This is a genomic window from Ruegeria sp. YTSA144, assembly GCF_059610125.1.
On sequence record NZ_JBXWNA010000001.1, the window covers coordinates 633,192 to 649,390 of the forward strand.

16 protein-coding genes are annotated in these 16,199 nt (G+C 57.9%); 6 read left to right on the forward strand and 10 right to left on the reverse strand.

The features are described from left to right. Nucleotides 1–219: 219 nt before the first annotated feature. The gene (gene thyX, locus AC2FF8_RS03255) at nt 220–1,128 is read right to left on the reverse strand and encodes an FAD-dependent thymidylate synthase (protein ID WP_170343835.1); all 909 of its coding nucleotides are present in this window, start codon (nt 1,126–1,128) and stop codon (nt 220–222) included. Nucleotides 1,129–1,303: 175 nt separating this feature from the next. Between thyX and AC2FF8_RS03260 the strand changes: the two genes are divergently transcribed. Both AC2FF8_RS03260 and AC2FF8_RS03265 read left to right on the forward strand, forming a co-directional pair. Next, nucleotides 1,304–1,732 carry a VOC family protein gene (locus tag AC2FF8_RS03260; protein WP_170343834.1) on the forward strand — a complete coding sequence of 143 codons (429 nt, stop codon included), beginning with the start codon at nt 1,304–1,306 and terminating at the stop codon, nt 1,730–1,732. Beyond that, on the forward strand, nt 1,729–2,430 hold the full coding sequence (locus AC2FF8_RS03265) for a DUF1194 domain-containing protein (RefSeq protein ID WP_496878901.1): 702 nt from the start codon (nt 1,729–1,731) through the stop codon (nt 2,428–2,430). The genes AC2FF8_RS03260 and AC2FF8_RS03265 overlap by 4 nt, the downstream gene beginning before the upstream one ends. 117 nt (nt 2,431–2,547) lie before the next feature. Here AC2FF8_RS03265 and AC2FF8_RS03270 read toward each other — a convergent pair whose 3' ends face one another. The 3 genes from AC2FF8_RS03270 to AC2FF8_RS03280 all read right to left on the reverse strand — a co-directional run bounded on the left by AC2FF8_RS03270 (nt 2,548) and on the right by AC2FF8_RS03280 (nt 3,769). Further along, nucleotides 2,548–3,045, reverse strand: coding sequence for a MarR family winged helix-turn-helix transcriptional regulator (locus AC2FF8_RS03270; RefSeq protein ID WP_371807722.1), 498 nt, complete (start codon nt 3,043–3,045; stop codon nt 2,548–2,550). 77 nt (nt 3,046–3,122) lie between these two features. Next, nucleotides 3,123–3,347, reverse strand: a complete 225-nt coding sequence (locus AC2FF8_RS03275; protein ID WP_170344713.1) for a succinate dehydrogenase assembly factor 2 — start codon at nt 3,345–3,347, stop codon at nt 3,123–3,125. Between the two features lie 29 nt (nt 3,348–3,376). After that, nucleotides 3,377–3,769 (reverse strand): helix-turn-helix domain-containing protein, encoded by a 393-nt coding sequence (locus AC2FF8_RS03280; protein ID WP_170343832.1) that lies wholly within the window; start codon nt 3,767–3,769, stop codon nt 3,377–3,379. A 92-nt stretch (nt 3,770–3,861) separates the two neighbouring features. Between AC2FF8_RS03280 and AC2FF8_RS03285 the strand changes: the two genes are divergently transcribed. Both AC2FF8_RS03285 and AC2FF8_RS03290 read left to right on the forward strand, forming a co-directional pair. After that, nucleotides 3,862–5,064, forward strand: a complete 1,203-nt coding sequence (locus tag AC2FF8_RS03285) for a pyridoxal phosphate-dependent aminotransferase (protein WP_425078509.1) — start codon at nt 3,862–3,864, stop codon at nt 5,062–5,064. A gap of 2 nt (nt 5,065–5,066) precedes the next feature. After that, nucleotides 5,067–5,468 carry a hypothetical protein gene (locus tag AC2FF8_RS03290; protein ID WP_257599005.1) on the forward strand — a complete coding sequence of 134 codons (402 nt, stop codon included), beginning with the start codon at nt 5,067–5,069 and terminating at the stop codon, nt 5,466–5,468. Here the strand turns inward: AC2FF8_RS03290 and AC2FF8_RS03295 are convergent. The 5 genes from AC2FF8_RS03295 to AC2FF8_RS03315 all read right to left on the reverse strand — a co-directional run bounded on the left by AC2FF8_RS03295 (nt 5,465) and on the right by AC2FF8_RS03315 (nt 12,459). Beyond that, entirely contained in the window at nt 5,465–6,823 is a 1,359-nt protein-coding gene (locus AC2FF8_RS03295; protein ID WP_496878902.1) for an MATE family efflux transporter, read from the reverse strand. The genes AC2FF8_RS03290 and AC2FF8_RS03295 overlap by 4 nt on opposite strands. A 119-nt stretch (nt 6,824–6,942) precedes the next feature. Next, the gene (gene ppk2 / locus AC2FF8_RS03300) at nt 6,943–7,866 is read right to left on the reverse strand and encodes a polyphosphate kinase 2 (protein WP_170343828.1); all 924 of its coding nucleotides are present in this window, start codon (nt 7,864–7,866) and stop codon (nt 6,943–6,945) included. A 264-nt stretch (nt 7,867–8,130) separates the two neighbouring features. Continuing rightward, nucleotides 8,131–8,739: a carboxymuconolactone decarboxylase family protein gene (locus tag AC2FF8_RS03305; RefSeq protein ID WP_496878903.1), complete on the reverse strand. Its 609-nt coding sequence runs from the start codon at nt 8,737–8,739 to the stop codon at nt 8,131–8,133. 222 nt (nt 8,740–8,961) lie between these two features. After that, entirely contained in the window at nt 8,962–9,933 is a 972-nt protein-coding gene (locus AC2FF8_RS03310) for a LysR family transcriptional regulator (protein ID WP_170343825.1), read from the reverse strand. A gap of 90 nt (nt 9,934–10,023) precedes the next feature. Next, the gene (locus AC2FF8_RS03315) at nt 10,024–12,459 is read right to left on the reverse strand and encodes a GcvT family protein (protein WP_496878904.1); all 2,436 of its coding nucleotides are present in this window, start codon (nt 12,457–12,459) and stop codon (nt 10,024–10,026) included. A 181-nt stretch (nt 12,460–12,640) separates the two neighbouring features. Between AC2FF8_RS03315 and AC2FF8_RS03320 the strand changes: the two genes are divergently transcribed. Both AC2FF8_RS03320 and AC2FF8_RS03325 read left to right on the forward strand, forming a co-directional pair. Continuing rightward, the gene (locus AC2FF8_RS03320) at nt 12,641–14,161 is read left to right on the forward strand and encodes a trimethylamine methyltransferase family protein (RefSeq protein WP_496878905.1); all 1,521 of its coding nucleotides are present in this window, start codon (nt 12,641–12,643) and stop codon (nt 14,159–14,161) included. A gap of 73 nt (nt 14,162–14,234) precedes the next feature. Next, the gene (locus AC2FF8_RS03325) at nt 14,235–15,203 is read left to right on the forward strand and encodes an agmatinase (RefSeq protein ID WP_496878906.1); all 969 of its coding nucleotides are present in this window, start codon (nt 14,235–14,237) and stop codon (nt 15,201–15,203) included. Here AC2FF8_RS03325 and AC2FF8_RS03330 read toward each other — a convergent pair. After that, nucleotides 15,200–16,180 (reverse strand): arginase family protein, encoded by a 981-nt coding sequence (locus AC2FF8_RS03330; protein WP_496878907.1) that lies wholly within the window; start codon nt 16,178–16,180, stop codon nt 15,200–15,202. The genes AC2FF8_RS03325 and AC2FF8_RS03330 overlap by 4 nt on opposite strands. Between the last annotated feature and the right edge of the window lie 19 nt (nt 16,181–16,199).

A 16,199-nucleotide genomic window follows, 5' to 3' on the forward strand; every position in this document is an offset into this window, starting at 1 on the left:
GTCGGATACCCCGGGTTCCTGCGGCCAGCCCTCAGCCCGGCCCTCATGCCGGATTCAGCAGGCTTTCATTGGTTGCTCGGGGCAACGCTGGCACGTTGCGACGCTTGTCGTTCCGATTTCAGGTCATCATGCATACGTCGCAAAACCCCACACACTGCCCAAGCGATGGGCCGCTTGGCATGACAATCCGAACACATTGGCGCCGGGCAAATTCGAATACTATTTGCGAATGATCTCTTCGAACTCACGCCACTCCCGAGCCGTCATGCCCGAGCTTTCCTGCGTGACGTCCTCACCTGCCAGCATGCGTCGCAGGCTTTCGACCATCTGAGCGGACAGGTTGACGGCCCCAAGACGGTAATCCTCGAATGCTTTGTAGGCAAAGGGCACCCAGTCGGCGACGATCTTGCACATCGTATCAGCGTAAACGCGGATCTCATATTGAGCATGAGGGTCAGCGCGCAGGCGCAAAAAATGGAACAGGTTGTGCAGATCGACCTTCCAGTACCACTGCGTATAGATGTTTGCGGGCAGGTTCATCCGCGCCAATTCTCGTGCCAGCCCCTGCTGCCCGTCCTGGCTGATCATCGACTCGTAATTGTCATAGCACCGGGCGCTGTCTGCCCTCAGGATGTCCAGAACACGCGCGGCCTCTTCGCCTTCCAGGGCGGATCCACGGCCTTGATTGTTCACCTCTGATTGGGCGGCCACATGTTCGGGTGCGGGAATATAGAACTCACGATCCAGAATCGAATACCGTGCCGAGTATTCATTCACATTGGCCGTACGGTGCCGAATCCACTGCCGCGCCACGAAGACCGGCAGCTTCACATGCAGTTTGACCTCGCACATTTCAAAAGGGGTCGAATGCCAGTGCCGCATCAGATACCGGATCAGACCTTCGTCATTCTGAACCGATTTGGTTCCTTTGCCGTAAGACACACGTGCGGCCTGACAGATAGCGGCGTCATCGCCCATGTAGTCGATGACGCGAACAAATCCGTGATCCAGAACCTGATGCGCGGTATAAAGGTGATCTTCCATTCCCGCTGAAACGACGCGACGAGTGGGATGCGATTGGGCACGTTGCGCTTCGATCTCGGCCTGTTGGTCAGCGGACAGCGGCATCAAGTTTTCCTTTCTGGCAATGAGTCGCCCCCTACTATATCTCGCCAATCGCAACATCGAAACCGCGATATATGCCGCAACCCACGCAAAATTCAGTTCGCCAGACCCGGCGGTCTCGACACACTGGGTCGGGGCGCTAAGCTCTTTGCAAACTGAGTCGAAAAGGATGACCAAAATGGCGCTGACATATCTTCACACCATGGTCCGCGTGAAGGATCTGGAAAAATCCATGGCGTTTTACAAGCTTCTGGGCCTGAAGGAAACACGCCGCTATGACAGCGAAGCCGGGCGGTTTTCACTGATTTTCATGGCGCCTCCGGGGCAGGAGGATGCGCCGATCGAGCTGACCTACAACTGGGACGGTGATGACGGCCTTCCCAGCGACAGCCGCCATTTCGGTCACCTCGCCTACGGCGTCGACAACATCTACGAGGTTTGCCAGCACCTTCAGGACAATGGTGTTACGATCAATCGCCCTCCGCGTGACGGTCGCATGGCCTTTGTACGCTCGCCCGACAATATCTCGATCGAGCTTTTGCAAAACGGCGATGCTCTGGAGCCGAAGGAACCCTGGGCCAGCATGGAAAGCGTTGGCCACTGGTGATCCGGTGGGTCATAACACTTGGGCTGGCCGTGCTGGCCAGCCCGATCAAGGCCGAGCCGTGTCGTCTGGCCCTTGCACTGGCCATGGACATTTCAGTTTCGGTCGATGAGGCCGAGGACTTGCTGCAACGGCAGGGTTTGGCTGCTGCGCTGATCGCACCCGAAGTGCAGGAGGCCTTTTTTTCCTCTCCTATGCCGGTTGCTTTGGCTGTTTACGAATGGAGCGGCCGTTCCACGCAGCACATCATTTTGAATTGGTTGCTGATCGAAGATGTTTCCGATCTGCTTTTCGCCTCTGGTCAGATAAGTGCCTCTGTTCGGTCAGATACAGGATCAGCAACCGCCATGGGCCATGCCTTGGCGTTCGGGTCAACCTTGATGAGCCAGGCACCCCAGTGCTTGTTTCAAACGATTGACCTGTCCGGAGATGGTTCCAACAATGATGGCTATGGACCACGGATAGCCTATCGGCACTTCGCTTTTCAGAATGTGGTGGTCAATGGCCTCGTGATCAACGCGGCGGATTTTGAAGGCGAACTTTTTCTGATCCCCTTTTTTGAAAACAATGTCCTGCATGGTCCTGGCGCCTTTTTGGAAGTCGCTCAGGGGTTCGAGGATTTCGAGCGGGCCATGCGGAAAAAGCTGAAACGGGAATTGAGCGGTTTGCAGATTGGTGCGCTCGATGAAGACCCGCAATAAATCCGCGCCTGAGTGCTGCTTTTACGGGCCAGTTCTCTGGACCGGCATTTGAACAAGGCCGCCAGGCCTGTGCATCAGTGCAGGACGGATTAGGTTCTGCCCGACGCACAACCCCGGTCAGTAGATGTATCGGATCTGGTCCGTCCAATACCGCTCCACGCGGCGCAGCGACGTGGTGATGTCTTCGATACCTTCCAACTCCAACACGCCCCTGCTTTGCAATCCTTCGGCGTGACGCGCAAACAGGTCGGACACGATATTGCGGATTTCCCTGCCTCTTGGTGTCAGACGCACGCGAACAGAGCGGCGGTCTATCTCGCATCTCTGGTGGTGCATATACCCCATCTCAACCAGTTTCTTGAGGTTGTAGCTGACATTGCTGCCCTGATAGTAGCCGCGGCTTTTCAGCTCACCCGCCGTCACTTCGTGATCGCCGATATTGAACAGCAGCAGCGCCTGAACCGCGTTGATTTCCAGCACGCCAACGCGCTCGAATTCATCCTTGATGACGTCCAGCAGCAACCGGTGCAGCCGTTCCACCAGGGCCAGCGCCTCAAGATAGCTGGTCATGAACCCCTTGGCTTCCAGCCCGGAGACCTGCATTTCCATACTCATCCGACCCTCCGATTCAGTCGTGCTGTTTGAGACACGATGACTTGAAAGTCCGAAAAATCGGTTAAGCCGGTTTTTTCTTATTTCTGAAAGGTCTGCGCGATGTTTGAAATCAAACTGGCAAACTGCGCCGGTGGCTGCACCTGACCTGTGACCCATTGATAGAGGTCCTGATCGTTTTCGTGCAGCAGCGCGTCAAAGACATCAAGCCCGGCCGCATCCATATCGGCCAGGTTGCGATCGGCATAAGCGGACAGGATAATGTCCATCTCTTTGATCCCGCGCCGCATGGATCGCATTTTCATTCGCTTGATGCGTACGTCCCTGGGTTCACTCAATTCTTCTGCTCCAGCATCAGACGCATTTTCTTTTCCAGCCGCGCCGCACGTTCGGCACAAACCCGCATCTCGCCCCGAATGGCGCGTAGTTCAGCCACGGCGGTTGACAGTTCCATACCGCCTTCACCCTCTTCCACCGGGGCATCCATGCCGTCCCCCTCGCCGGTCAGCAGCCACATGATCGAGACATTGACCAGCCCCGCCATCATCGACAATCGGTTCGCGCGCGGCTCGGACAGATCGTTTTCCCAATCGACGATCGTCGTCTTCTTGACACCAAGGCGGCGCGCCAACTCGGCCTGGGTCATTCCGGCCGCTTCGCGAGCGCCTGCCAAACGGTCCCCGAATGTCGCAGAGTCCGGTCCATACCAGTCTTTTTCATCATTCATTCGGGTCTCCAATTCACAGTGTCCATACGGCTTGATCGTCATTCCGACGCACCCTATGACAGTCGGGTTGAACATACAAACCGAGGCCATCCATGAGTTTCCTGTCTGCGACACTGTCACGCGTCAAACCCTCGCCCACAATCGCTATGACAGCCAAGGCCGCCGAGTTGAAAGCCGCCGGGCGCGACGTCATCGGCCTGAGCGCGGGTGAGCCGGATTTCGACACCCCCCAAAACATCAAAGACGCTGCTGTTGCAGCGATTGCAGCGGGTAAAACAAAATACACTGCTCCAGACGGCATTCCGGAACTGAAGCAGGCGGTTTGCGCCAAGATGAAGCGCGATCACGGGCTTGAGTACACGCCCGCGCAGATCTCAGTTGGAACGGGCGGCAAGCAGACGCTGTACAACGCCTTGATGGCAACAATGAATGACGGTGACGAGGTGATCATCCCCGCGCCTTATTGGGTAAGCTACCCCGACATGGTTTTGCTGGCGGGTGGAACGCCGGTTGTTGTTGAAACGACGCTGGCCAACAGCTTCAAGCTGACGGCAGAACAACTGGAAGCCGCAATCACCCCCAGGACGAAATGGTTCATCTTCAACTCGCCTTCCAACCCGACAGGCGCAGGGTACAGCCGGGATGAGCTCAAGGCCCTCACCGATGTTCTGATGCGCCATCCGCATGTCTGGATCATGTCGGACGACATGTACGAACACCTGGCCTATGACGGCTTTGAATTCTGCACGCCAGCCGAGGTGGAACCCGGTCTGTATGACAGGACGCTCACCTGCAACGGTGTTTCGAAGGCCTATGCCATGACAGGCTGGCGCATCGGTTATGCGGCCGGTCCGGTCGAACTCATCTCGGCGATGCGCAAGATCCAGTCGCAATCCACTTCGAACCCCTGCTCGATCAGCCAGTGGGCGGCGGTAGAAGCGCTGAACGGAACACAGGATTTTCTGGCCCCGAACAATGAAACGTTCAAACGCCGCCGTGATCTGGTGGTGCGCATGTTGAACGAGATTGACGGTGTAACCTGCCCGACACCTGAGGGCGCGTTTTATGTCTACCCTTCGATCGCCGGGCTGATTGGCAAAACAACACCCGCGGGAACCGTCATCGAAAACGATGAAGCCTTTGCCACGGCCCTGTTGGAAGAGGCGGATGTCGCCGTCGTGTTTGGCGCGGCCTTTGGCCTGTCACCCAACTTCCGGGTCAGCTATGCTACGTCCGATGCAGCCCTGACCGAAGCCTGCGGTCGAATACAGCGCTTTTGTGCATCTCTGAGGTGAACATGTCTGCCGACCTTCCCGAATACTACTTTCGCATCCGTGAAAACGGGGCTGCCGTGTTTCGGATCGATACGGAAAACCGCCAACGCCGGATCGAGATGGATCAGATTGCCGTCGTCAACATCCGCAACGGCGAGGTCAAGCCGCACGGGCAACGGACGTTGTCCGAAAGGGATCAGGCCGAGATCGCCCAATGGATGCAAGAGCGCCGGGCCGTACTGGCCCAGCGCGACATTGACGATATTCACCGCGCTGTCGACTATCTGAACCTGACAACGCAATGGGCGCAGTCCAAGGCAAGCGACGAACAGCTTGAGGATGTGACCGACAGGTTGCTGATGGCGATGCACGATCTGCGCACGGTTCTGGTTCGGAAAAAGGCCGACCGGTTGAGCAAAGACTAGGCCGGTTCCGCCGGTGCCTGCATCTGCCGCACCGAATGCATCCAGAACCGGGCCATCAGCAACACCGCCGCGAAGGCCAGACCAAGCACCAATCCCAGCCAGACACCGATGCCGTCCATCTGACGGACGAAGCCGAAATAATACGACGCCGGGATTCCCACGACCCAATAGCTGAGCGCCGCCATAACCATGGGAATCTTGGCATCCTGCAACCCGCGCAGCAGACCCAGCGCAATCACCTGCGCCCCGTCGACCAGTTGGAACAGGGCAGCCATGGCCAGTAATCCGGTCCCGATAGCCAGGATTTGTCCGCGCTGCGGATCATCGGCCTCCATAAACAGGGAAATCAGCGGCTCGGCATATGTCAGGAACAGGATGACGGTCACGACGGACATGACCAGCGACATGCCCGTCACGGCAATCGCACCTTTCTCCAGGTGCGCCTTGTCCCGGCGGCCCAACGCGTTGCCGGCCCGGATGGTGGCCGCATTGGACAGCCCCAGATGTACCATGAAGGTGGCCGACGCCAGATTCAGGGCGATTCCGTGCGCGGCCAGCGGGACCTGACCCAGCCAGCCCATCATCACGGCTGATGTTGCAAACAGCGACACCTCGGCCAGGGTGGTCAGACCAATGGGAACGCCCAGTTTCCACACGCTGATGAACATTTCCCAATCCGGGCGCCAGAAGCGCTGAAAGAGGCTGTGTTCCGGCAAGGTCCGAACCACATAGACGACAACCGCGACCAGCGAAACGACCTGCGTCGCGATCGACGCGATCGCTGCGCCCATCACGCCCAGCTCAGGGGCGCCCCAGTTGCCAAAGATCAGCGCATAGTTGGTAAACCCGTTCACAACCGCCGCCGCAACCGTGATCCAAAGCACGATCTGAGTTCGCTCCAGAGCCGCAAGGTAGGATTTCAACACCATCACGATGAGCGCCGGAAACAACCCCCAACCAGCAATGCGCAGATATTCCGACGCGGTTTCAGCGATATGCGGCTCTTGTTTCATGGCGATCAGGATCGGATAGGACCACCACAACAACGGCATGACCACCGCAGCATACAGCAGCGACAACCACAGCCCCATGCGGGTCGAGCGGCGAATGCTGGTTTCGTCCCCTTCTGCCGCCGCAGTGGCAACCATCGGCATGACGGCCCAGCCGAACCCCGCGCCAAACAAAAACAAAACGAAGTAATAGCTGCTGGCCAAGGTAACGGCTGCCAGCGCCTCGACCCCGTACCAGCCCAGCATGATAGTGTCGGTCAGGCCAATGGCAAACTGCGCCAGGTGGCCACCGACCAACGGCAGGCCAAGCACGGCAATCGCCCGAAAGTGGGCCGGATATGTCATCACTTTTGTCATTGCACCAGCCATATGCGCGGGCTTGGCGCGGGACAAGAGAAGATCACTAAAATTTCAATATGAGACTCCGGTGCCTGCTCACACGACAAGAGCAGGCACCGTGGCGGTTAACGGGCGTCCGGGTGCAATGCTGTACCCAAAATATGCTCGGACCGGTGGATGACGTGATGCGCCTGCCCCACGATCAACGGATCGGGTTCACCCACAATGTCGTGATCCTTGCCCGGATAGTCCAGCGTCGACAGGAAATGGCGCATGCAATTCAGGCGCGCGCGTTTCTTGTCATTCGATTTGATGATCGTCCACGGCGCGTCCGCGGTATCGGTGTAAAAGAACATGGCCTCTTTTGCTTCGGTGTAATCGTCCCACTTGCTGAGGCTGGCCTTGTCAATCGGTGACAATTTCCACTGTTTCAGAGGATCCGTCTCGCGACTTTTGAAACGACGCTGCTGTTCTTCCTGCGTGACCGAGAACCAGTATTTGTAAAGCTGGATGCCCGACCGCACCAGCATCCGCTCTAACTCCGGCGTCTGCCGCATGAACTCTAGATATTCATTGGGAGAGCAGAAGCCCATCACCCGCTCGACACCCGCGCGGTTGTACCAGGACCGGTCATAGAACACCATTTCGCCAACTGTAGGCAGTTCCTGAATATAGCGCTGATAATACCATTGCCCCTTTTCTTCCCAAGTGGGTTTATTCAAGGCCACGACCCGGGCCTGACGCGGATTGAGGTGCTCCATGAACCGCTTTATCGTACCGCCCTTGCCAGCAGCATCGCGCCCTTCGAACAGCAGAACGAAACGCTGCCCGGTTTCCTGCGCCCACAGCTGAACCTTCAGCAACTCTGCCTGAAGCTTGGCCTTCTGTTCTTCGTACACCGACCGCGCCATCTTGCGGCCGTAAGGGTACTTGCCGCTTTCAAACGCCTGCCGGATCTTTTCCGGGCTGGGCTCTGCGACCTCTGCAACCGGGGTCGGCCCAGTCTTGGTCTGAGTTGAATCTACTTTGACCCGAGCAATGGCATCCATAAATTTTTCCTTTTCTGTTGTCCCGAAAGTGAGCTAGCAGAAAGGCCAAGGATGCGCTTTGATTGGGGTCAAATTGATGCCTCAAAAACCCATAAATTCCAAACCGGATCCGAGGTTCCGATGCAAACGCCGTTTTTCAAGCTGTGCCCAAGCGGACCTTGCCTGAATCCTCAATGACATCTTTTTGAACCGCCCTCGGTCAACATGGCCAAATCTGGCGCCCGTATAGCGCACCGGATCTGCCGATACCCCTTGCTTCAGGCTTTATCGATGCCCCCAATCGTCAGGGTTGTCCGAGTTGTTGGGCGACAGACCCAATTCGTCGCCTTCCGTCGAACATCCCAGCCCCAGAACTGTCCGGTTCGCATACGAAAAGTAGGAACAGACCTGATTGATCTCGAGGATTTCTCCATCGTCCCACCCCGCGTCACGCAGAGCGATCACATCCGCTTCGACCAGATTGCCCGGATCCTCGGTCAGCTTGCGTGCATAGGTCATGGCCGCCACCTGCGCTGCATCCAATGGCGCAGCCGCCGGATCGCGCGCTTCGATCGCCGCCCGGATCGCATTTCCCCGTTCTTCATCGCCCAGCAACCGCTGCAACCCTGCGAAATGGTGTTCGACGCAATATCCGCATCGGTTCAGCGAGCTGACCCACACGCCCAGCACCTCGAGAAACCATTTCGGTATCTTGTTGCCCGAGTGATGCAGCACCGCCTTGTAGATCGCCATGTGCCCTTCCATCGAATGCGGACGCAACGAATGCGCCATCATGATATTGTCCACATTGTTGTCCGGGCCCGTGACGCGGTCATAGAGTTTCTTCAGCCTGCCCGTGGCCTGCTCGAATGGGATGGTTCTGATCCAGCTCATTTGGCTTCCTGTTAACGTGATTGCCTGTTGTTCAGAGACTAGAAGCGCATTGAGCCCGAGGCGAGACGAATTCGCCACCTTGTCAAAAAGAACCCGGACCAGCGCAGACCGCAATTCGAATGTCGGTCCGGTTTCCCCAAGCACCAACATGGCATGTCCATTCAAAGCCCAGCGAGCATCCGCCCTCAGCCACAAGTCGTTCGGCAACCCGGTCAGATTGGGCTAGACGCTATCTATCTCCATGGTGCGGAACTCATTCTTCAGCCAATTGTGCCGGGCACACATCGGTCTTGTGAAATGCTGACGTATCAACTTGCTCATGGCCTTCTGGATCAGAACCGACGTCGTTGCCGGATATACTTCGGTTGTAAACAGCGACACTGTGCGAACGAAGTTGCTGCCGGGAAATGGCATGGCCTTTACGCTGTTGTGAAACCTCTGCGTTCGGTGAAAGCACGCGGCGGTCGTGATTGCCCAGCCGCTGCCCTGCGCAACCAGGCCGATGATGGATTGATTGCACTCCAGCTCAAACCGGTTGGGCAGGCTGTATTTGCTCCGGGCCAGTTGAGTTTCGATCTGCTTGCCGATCACATAGTCGCGCGAATACCTCAACAACGGTAATTCGGCATCCGGGTTGAACAGCTCATCCGGAGACCCTTCAAACTTGTTGGGAACCACGACGATGAAGGGGTCTCTCATCAGCGGGTATTCGATCAGCCCTTCGGTGCGACCCAGCGGTCGCGTGGCGACGCCCACGTCAAGCTTGTGTTCCTGGAGTTTTGCAAGAATTTCGTGGCTGGGACGCGTGAAATGGCGGAAATTGCACCGTGGCAGAGCCTGTGCCAGAAAACGAACAAGATCGGGCGCGATCTGATTGTCAAAATCATCGACCAAAGCCAGTCGCAAGTCCGTCGCATGCTGCCAGTTTCCCGTTCGAATTTCGGCCTCACCACGCTTCAGCACAGTCAGACCATCACGCACATAGCGGGCAAATACCTCGCCCGCCGGCGTCAGGCCCATGGGGCGGCGCCCATGGTCGACCAAATCAATCCCCAACGCGCGTTCAAGGCTGCGCAGGTGGTTCGAAACCGTGCTGATCGACAAATCTGTTTCTGATGCGACCTGCTGAATCGATCCGGATTTGGCGATCAGCTGAAACACTTCCAGCCATCGAAGACTCAGAGATTTGGACACGGCAACCAACCATTGTTTCGATTTGTTCGAAACTAGCGAAGCAAAGTTTTGCCCCTGCGGCAATGAAGAAGTTGATCGAAAGGGTCGTTTCTAGGCTTTCATCCGCACAAAATCCGGGTCGTACGGGCTTGGGCTGATAACCGTCGCACCGATCCGTTTCCCGCAACTGTCCAGTTTCATTTCACGGCCAACCTGCGTCAGGGACGGATGGATGAAAGCGTGCGCCAGATTCAGCTTCGTGCGATGCCCCCATTCGCCCGACGTGACAGTACCAACGACGGTATCATCCTGCATCAGTGATGCGCCGGGATGCGCCGGGCCATGGGTTGAATCGATGCGCAAGGGGACCAGCTTGCGTCGCGGTCCTTCCGATTTCCGTTTCAACAGGGCATCACGCCCCACGAAGGCGCCCTTGTCCAACCGGACGAACCGATCCAGGCCGGTTTCAAAAGGATCAAATTCGGTGATCAGATCGGCTTTCCAGTGCAAAAAGCTCTTCTCCATGCGCATGGATTCAACGGCCCTGGCACCGAACAGTTTCAGCCCGTGCGTTTCGCCGGCCTCGCGCAAGGCAAGATAGGCCGCATAGAGCGAGGCGTTGGGAACATGGATTTCATAGGCCAGCTCGCCCGAGTAACTCAGGTTCATGACCGTGGCCGGAGCAATACCGACAAAACACTCGCGCACGCTGAGCCACGGGAACGCATCTGCCGACCAATCTCCTCTGGTGCAGGCTGACAGGACAGAACGCGACTTCGGGCCAGCCAGAACCAGAATGGTCTGATCGTTCGTCAGGCTGCGCAACTGAACGTCCTCATCGCTGCGCAGATGCAGGCGCAACCAATCCATGTCGTGAAACTCGCTTGCCGCGGCAGAGCCATACCAAACGCGGGCCGGTCCCCGGTCGCTGGCGGGCAGATTGGCAATCGTCGCTTCTGACTTGATCATACCGTGGTCATTCAACAGGTATCCCAACCCGACACGCCCCTCACGCCGAGGAACAAGCCCGCAAAACAACCGGTCCAGGAATGCGTGCCTGTCGGATCCCGTGATCTCGATGCGGTTGAACCCGTTGACCTCGGCAAGCCCGACGCCGGTTCGAGTGTTTTCGACTTCGGCGGCCACCACATCGAAGGTTTCGTCAAAATCGAAACTGAGCGATGGCGAGAAATCGGGATCGGGTTTGAAATAGTCCACCCTTTCCCACCCGTTGACCACAGTGAACTCGGCCCCTTCGGATGCCAGAACAGGCGTCAGAGGGGTCGTCTTGGCGGGTCGGCCCGCGGGGCGGTGTTCATGCGGAAAATGAAACCTGAATTCGTTCTGATAATCCTCGATCGCCTTGAGCGCGGTGAGTTCCACATTTGCGTGACCCGAAAACCTCCGCGGGTCGAGGCACCACATGTCATAGCACGCCTCGCCATGTACGATCTGCTGCGCCAGCAACCACCCGTGACCGCCACCTTCACCCAGCCCGGCCCGCAGGCCAATGATGCAGTACGCGTTGCGCTTGCCCGGGATCGGACCGACCAGAGGCGCCCCGTCAATTGTGTAGGTGATCGGCCCGTTGACCACGGTGTGAATGCCAACCTCCATCAAGGCGGGCATGCGCGCAAAGGCCCCTTCCAGAACATCGGTTACACGGTCCAGATCATCCGGGCACAGCGCGTTCACGAAGTTCGGATCAATACCGTCCATACCCCAGGTTTTGCATCCCTGCTCGTAGAACCCAAGCAGCAGCCCGTTCTTTTCCTGTCGGCAATAATAGTCGCTGATCGGGCAGCGCAGCAGCGGCATCCGATGACCGGCATCCCGGATAGCCTCAATCTCTTCGGACAGGAAATACTGATGTTCCATGGACGACACAGGATGATGCACACCCATCATGGCGCCGACTTCGTTGACCCTGTAACCACAGGCGTTGACGACGACATCACAGTCGATATCCCCGTGCTCGGTATGCACCGTCCAGGTGTCATCGCTGTGCTGTGTCAGCGCGGTCACCGGCGTATTTCGATACACCTCGGCACCCGCCTTGCGTGCCCGGCGCGCAAGGGCCTGGCACAATTGCGCCGGATCGATGTCGCCGTCCAGCGGATCCCAAAGCCCGCCGATGAGATTGTCGGTCGAAATCAACGGGTGTCGCCGGGCACATTCATCCGCGTCGATCACCTCGAAATGCACGTCCATCCCCCGCGCCATGGACGCGAAGTGACGATAGCCTTGCATCTGCCCTTCGGTGTTCGCCAGACGTATCCCACCGTCTGCGTGGTGATAGTTGATAGGATAATCCGGATCGTCGGCCAGTTCCTTGTACAGACGGATCGAATGGGATTTCAGGCCGACCATCGTCTGGTTCATGCCGAAATTGGTGACCTGCGCCGCCGAATGCCATGTCGTGCCCGAGGTCAGTTCATTCCGTTCGACCAAAACCACATCTGTCCACCCTTCCTGGGTCAGGTGGTAGAGCGTCGAACACCCGGCGATCCCGCCCCCTATCACAACGGCTCTGGTACGCGACTTCATGGCATTGCTCCTTAATCTTCGGCACCAGTCTTGCTGAATAACGGGATGGGCATACAACAGGGCAGATGCGGGTGCCGGAAAATCGAAACCGCGATTTCGAATTCTGAAAACGGCACTTCTTCTTTGATACCGGGACAAGTTGGGTCCTAGGGTGCAGGAAAACGCAAGGTAACGTAAACGAATGCCATCGAAGAGCGTCAAAAGAAGCGGTCGAAAGGCACGGCACGCACAGCGTGCGGCCAAGCCCGTTTTTGACCCTTGCCCGCCCGGCCAAAAAGGCGGGGCATTCAGGCCCTTGGACCTATCGGAAATCGAGAAAATTTACGACACCGCGCTGCGTCTGCTGGAAGAACTGGGGATGGGAGACGTGCCGGACAGGCTGGCCATCGACCTCAGGGCAGCGGGGGCTCAGGACCGGGAACAGAACCGGCTGGTTTTTCCCCGTTCAATGGTCGAACAGGCCATCGCCTCGGCCGCGAAGAGCTTCACCTTTCATGGCCGGGATGAAAACCGGTCCATCGAGGTGGGTGGCGACCGCGTGTATTTTGGCACCGGCGGTGCTGCGGTTCAGACACTTGATATCAACAGTGGGCTTTATCGCCCGTCTACCCTGGCGGATCTGCATGATTTCACCCGGCTACAGGACACGCTGGCCAATGTCAGTTGGTTCACCCGGTGCTGCGTGGCGACCGACGTCCCCGATGTGTTCGATCTGGACGTCAACACGGTTTATGCTTTGGTACGGAACACAACCAAACCAATAGCAACGTCCTTCACGTTGGCGGAACATGTCGGCCCGATCGTCGAGATGCTGGACATCGTCGCCGGAGGGGCGGGGGAATTCGCCAAACGCCCCTTCCTGAAAGCACATATAAGCCCGATCATTTCGCCAATGCGATATGGCGAGGATGCCGTGGATGTTGTCTATGAATGCGTCGCCCATAACATACCGATGTCCTGCATCACGGCCGCGCAAGCGGGCGCAACCGCCCCGGCAACTCTGGCCGGATTTCTGGCGCAGTCACTGGCCGAAACGCTGGCCAGCCTCGTGATGGTCAATGCGATCAAACCCGGCTTTCCGATGGTCTTTTCCAACTGGCCTTTCATCGTGGATCTCAGGACCGGCTCTTTCGCAGGTGGCAGCGGTGAGACCGCAATCCTGAATGCAGCGTCAGCGCAAATCACGAACTGGCTGGGTTTGCCATCGGGTGTGGCCGCTTCGATGGCCGATGCCAAGGCCATCGACGCCCAACACGGGGCTGAAAAAGGCATCACATCGCTGGCGGCAGCGCTGGCAGGCGGCAATCTGATTTATGAAAGTTCGGGGATGACGGCATCTCTGCTTGGGGTCAGCTTCGAGGCCTTTGTTCTGGACAACGAAATGCACTCGCACACGTATCGCATCCTGCGCGGGATCGAGGTCACCGAAGCGAACCTTGGCTTTGACGCCATCTGCCATTCGGTTCTGGGCGAGGGGCATTTTCTGGGCAGCGAACAAACCTATGAAGCCATGGAACGAGATTACTTCTATCCGAAACTCGCCGATCGCCAGGAGCCTCGCACGTGGCAAACAGACGGTGCACTGGATGCATGGTCATCCGCACGGCAAGTCGCTCAAGAGGTGTTGAGCACGCATCACCCTGAATACCTCACCTCAGAACAAGACGCCGAAATTCGCCGACGTTTTCGTATCCTGCCCTGAATGACGGCGGGCATTCCCAGCACGTTGCCGAACCGTTAGGGTCACTGGAGAAACTTGCATAGGATGGGGCATCATGGCCGATTCATTTTTTCAACCGGTATCCGCCATGGAACTGGCCCGATTTGCCGGCATTCCCGCATTCATGCGCCTGCCTATTCTGGATCTGGCGCACGAACGGATCTCGGAGGTCGAACTGGGCCTCGTGGGTATCCCTTGGGACGGCGGAACCACAAATCGCCCCGGCGCACGACATGGCCCACGGCAACTGAGGGACTATTCCACGATGATCAGGGCGATGAACCCGGTTACGGGAGTGGCACCGTTTGCAATGGTGAACTGCGCAGATCTAGGAGACGTTGCCCCCAATCCCGTCGACATAGAAGACACGCTGCATCGGGTCACGCGTTTCTACACGGATCTTCAAGCCCGCAACATCACGCCATTGACGGCCGGAGGGGATCACCTGACCACCCTGCCCGTCCTTCGTGCCCTGGCCGCTTCGGGTCCGGTTGGCCTGATCCAGTTCGACAGTCACACGGACTTGTTCGATACCTATTTCGGAGGTCACAAGTTCACCCACGGCACCCCGTTCCGCCGCGCTGTCGAGGAAGGGTTGGTGGACCCCAAGCGTTTCGTACAAGTCGGAATCCGTGGCACGGCCTACAACACTGATGATATCGAATGGGGCGAGGCGCAGGGCATCCGCATCATCCGTATCGAAGAGCTGTTCGACCGGGGCATAGACGACGTCATGAACGAAGTGCGCGAGATCGTTGGCATGCAGCCGACCTACTGCACCTTTGACATCGACTTTGTTGATCCAACTTACGCCCCCGGTACGGGAACACCTGAAATCGGCGGACCCAACAGCTTTCAGGCCCAGCAGGTCATTCGCAGGATGTCCGGTCTGAACCTTGTCGGCGCCGATCTTGTCGAAGTGTCACCGCCATTCGACCCCGACGGTGGAACGGCGTGGCTTGGCATCTCGCTGATGTTCGAACTGCTTTGCGTTCTGGCACAGGCGATCGACGCGCGGCGCTAGGCCCGCGCGACGTTCTCGGCGATCATCGAAATCATCTCGAACATCACCGCCGCCGCCGTCAGTGCGGTGATGTTGTTGGGGCTGTCCTTGGTCGGCATCATGCAGACCACGTCGCCGCCGACGATGTTCAAACCGCGCGCCGCGCGCAGGATGCCGACCGCCTCATCGATGTCAAACCCCTTCTCGCCCGGTTCCAGATTGGACACGGCAGGCGCGACGGTTGGGTCAAGACAGTCCAGATCGAAGGTGATGTAAACCGGGCGGTCACCCAAAACCTCTTTGGTCTGCGCGACCACATCGGCCAACCCGCGTTGTCGGAACTCTCGCATGGTGACGATGTTGTACCCGTAATCGTACGACGGTTGCAGCCAGTCCAGGCTGCGTGGATGGCCCCGCAGACCGATCTGCATCGACCGGGTTGGATCCACCTGCCCCTGATCGGCCAGATAGGCCCCCCAGTGAGCCGCGGATTTCTTGGCCCCCAGAAAGTGATCGACCTTGGTGAACACATCCGTATGCGCGTCCAGATGCAGAAAGCTGACCGGCTGTCCGCCCGCAAGTTTGCCGCAACCCAGGGCCTGAACAATGCCACCGGTGATGGAATGGTCGCCTCCGACGGAAACGGGGCGCGCTCCGGCCGTGTCTATGGTCTTGTAGAATTCAGTGATGCGTTCGATGCAGTCTTCGTTGTCGTTGGCCTTTGGAAAAGGCACATCACCAACATCGGCGATCCGCGCACTCTGCCAGGGATCAATTTCAAAGACCGAATGCACCCTGCGTTGTACGGCCGAGACATGCCGCAACGCGCGAGGCCCCAGGTGCTGGTCCCTTTCGGTCGTGCCGTTGCCGGTTGAATGCGGCACGCCCGCCAGCGCGATATCCTGCCCTTCCGGCCCGACATGGGGACACCGGAACAATGTAGGCACGCCCCACCAATACAGGTTGTCCATCATCGACTGTTCATAGGGATCTGTCATGGCTTCCCCGGTTCAAAGA

Bases quoted from the DNA above. Each gene is read 5' to 3' on its own strand.
- AC2FF8_RS03315 (WP_496878904.1), bottom strand. From the start codon at position 12,459: ATGAAGTCGCGTACCAGAGCCGTTGTGATAGGGGGCGGGATCGCCGGG.
- AC2FF8_RS03325 (WP_496878906.1), top strand. From the start codon at position 14,235: ATGGCCGATTCATTTTTTCAACCGGTATCCGCCATGGAACTGGCCCGA.
- AC2FF8_RS03260 (WP_170343834.1), top strand. From the start codon at position 1,304: ATGGCGCTGACATATCTTCACACCATGGTCCGCGTGAAGGATCTGGAA.
- AC2FF8_RS03275 (WP_170344713.1), bottom strand. From the start codon at position 3,347: ATGAAAATGCGATCCATGCGGCGCGGGATCAAAGAGATGGACATTATC.
- thyX (WP_170343835.1), bottom strand. From the start codon at position 1,128: ATGCCGCTGTCCGCTGACCAACAGGCCGAGATCGAAGCGCAACGTGCC.
- AC2FF8_RS03290 (WP_257599005.1), top strand. From the start codon at position 5,067: ATGTCTGCCGACCTTCCCGAATACTACTTTCGCATCCGTGAAAACGGG.
- ppk2 (WP_170343828.1), bottom strand. From the start codon at position 7,866: ATGGATGCCATTGCTCGGGTCAAAGTAGATTCAACTCAGACCAAGACT.
- AC2FF8_RS03280 (WP_170343832.1), bottom strand. From the start codon at position 3,769: ATGAATGATGAAAAAGACTGGTATGGACCGGACTCTGCGACATTCGGG.
- AC2FF8_RS03330 (WP_496878907.1), bottom strand. From the start codon at position 16,180: ATGACAGATCCCTATGAACAGTCGATGATGGACAACCTGTATTGGTGG.
- AC2FF8_RS03305 (WP_496878903.1), bottom strand. From the start codon at position 8,739: ATGAGCTGGATCAGAACCATCCCATTCGAGCAGGCCACGGGCAGGCTG.
- AC2FF8_RS03270 (WP_371807722.1), bottom strand. From the start codon at position 3,045: ATGAGTATGGAAATGCAGGTCTCCGGGCTGGAAGCCAAGGGGTTCATG.
- AC2FF8_RS03285 (WP_425078509.1), top strand. From the start codon at position 3,862: ATGAGTTTCCTGTCTGCGACACTGTCACGCGTCAAACCCTCGCCCACA.
- AC2FF8_RS03295 (WP_496878902.1), bottom strand. From the start codon at position 6,823: ATGACATATCCGGCCCACTTTCGGGCGATTGCCGTGCTTGGCCTGCCG.
- AC2FF8_RS03320 (WP_496878905.1), top strand. From the start codon at position 12,641: ATGCCATCGAAGAGCGTCAAAAGAAGCGGTCGAAAGGCACGGCACGCA.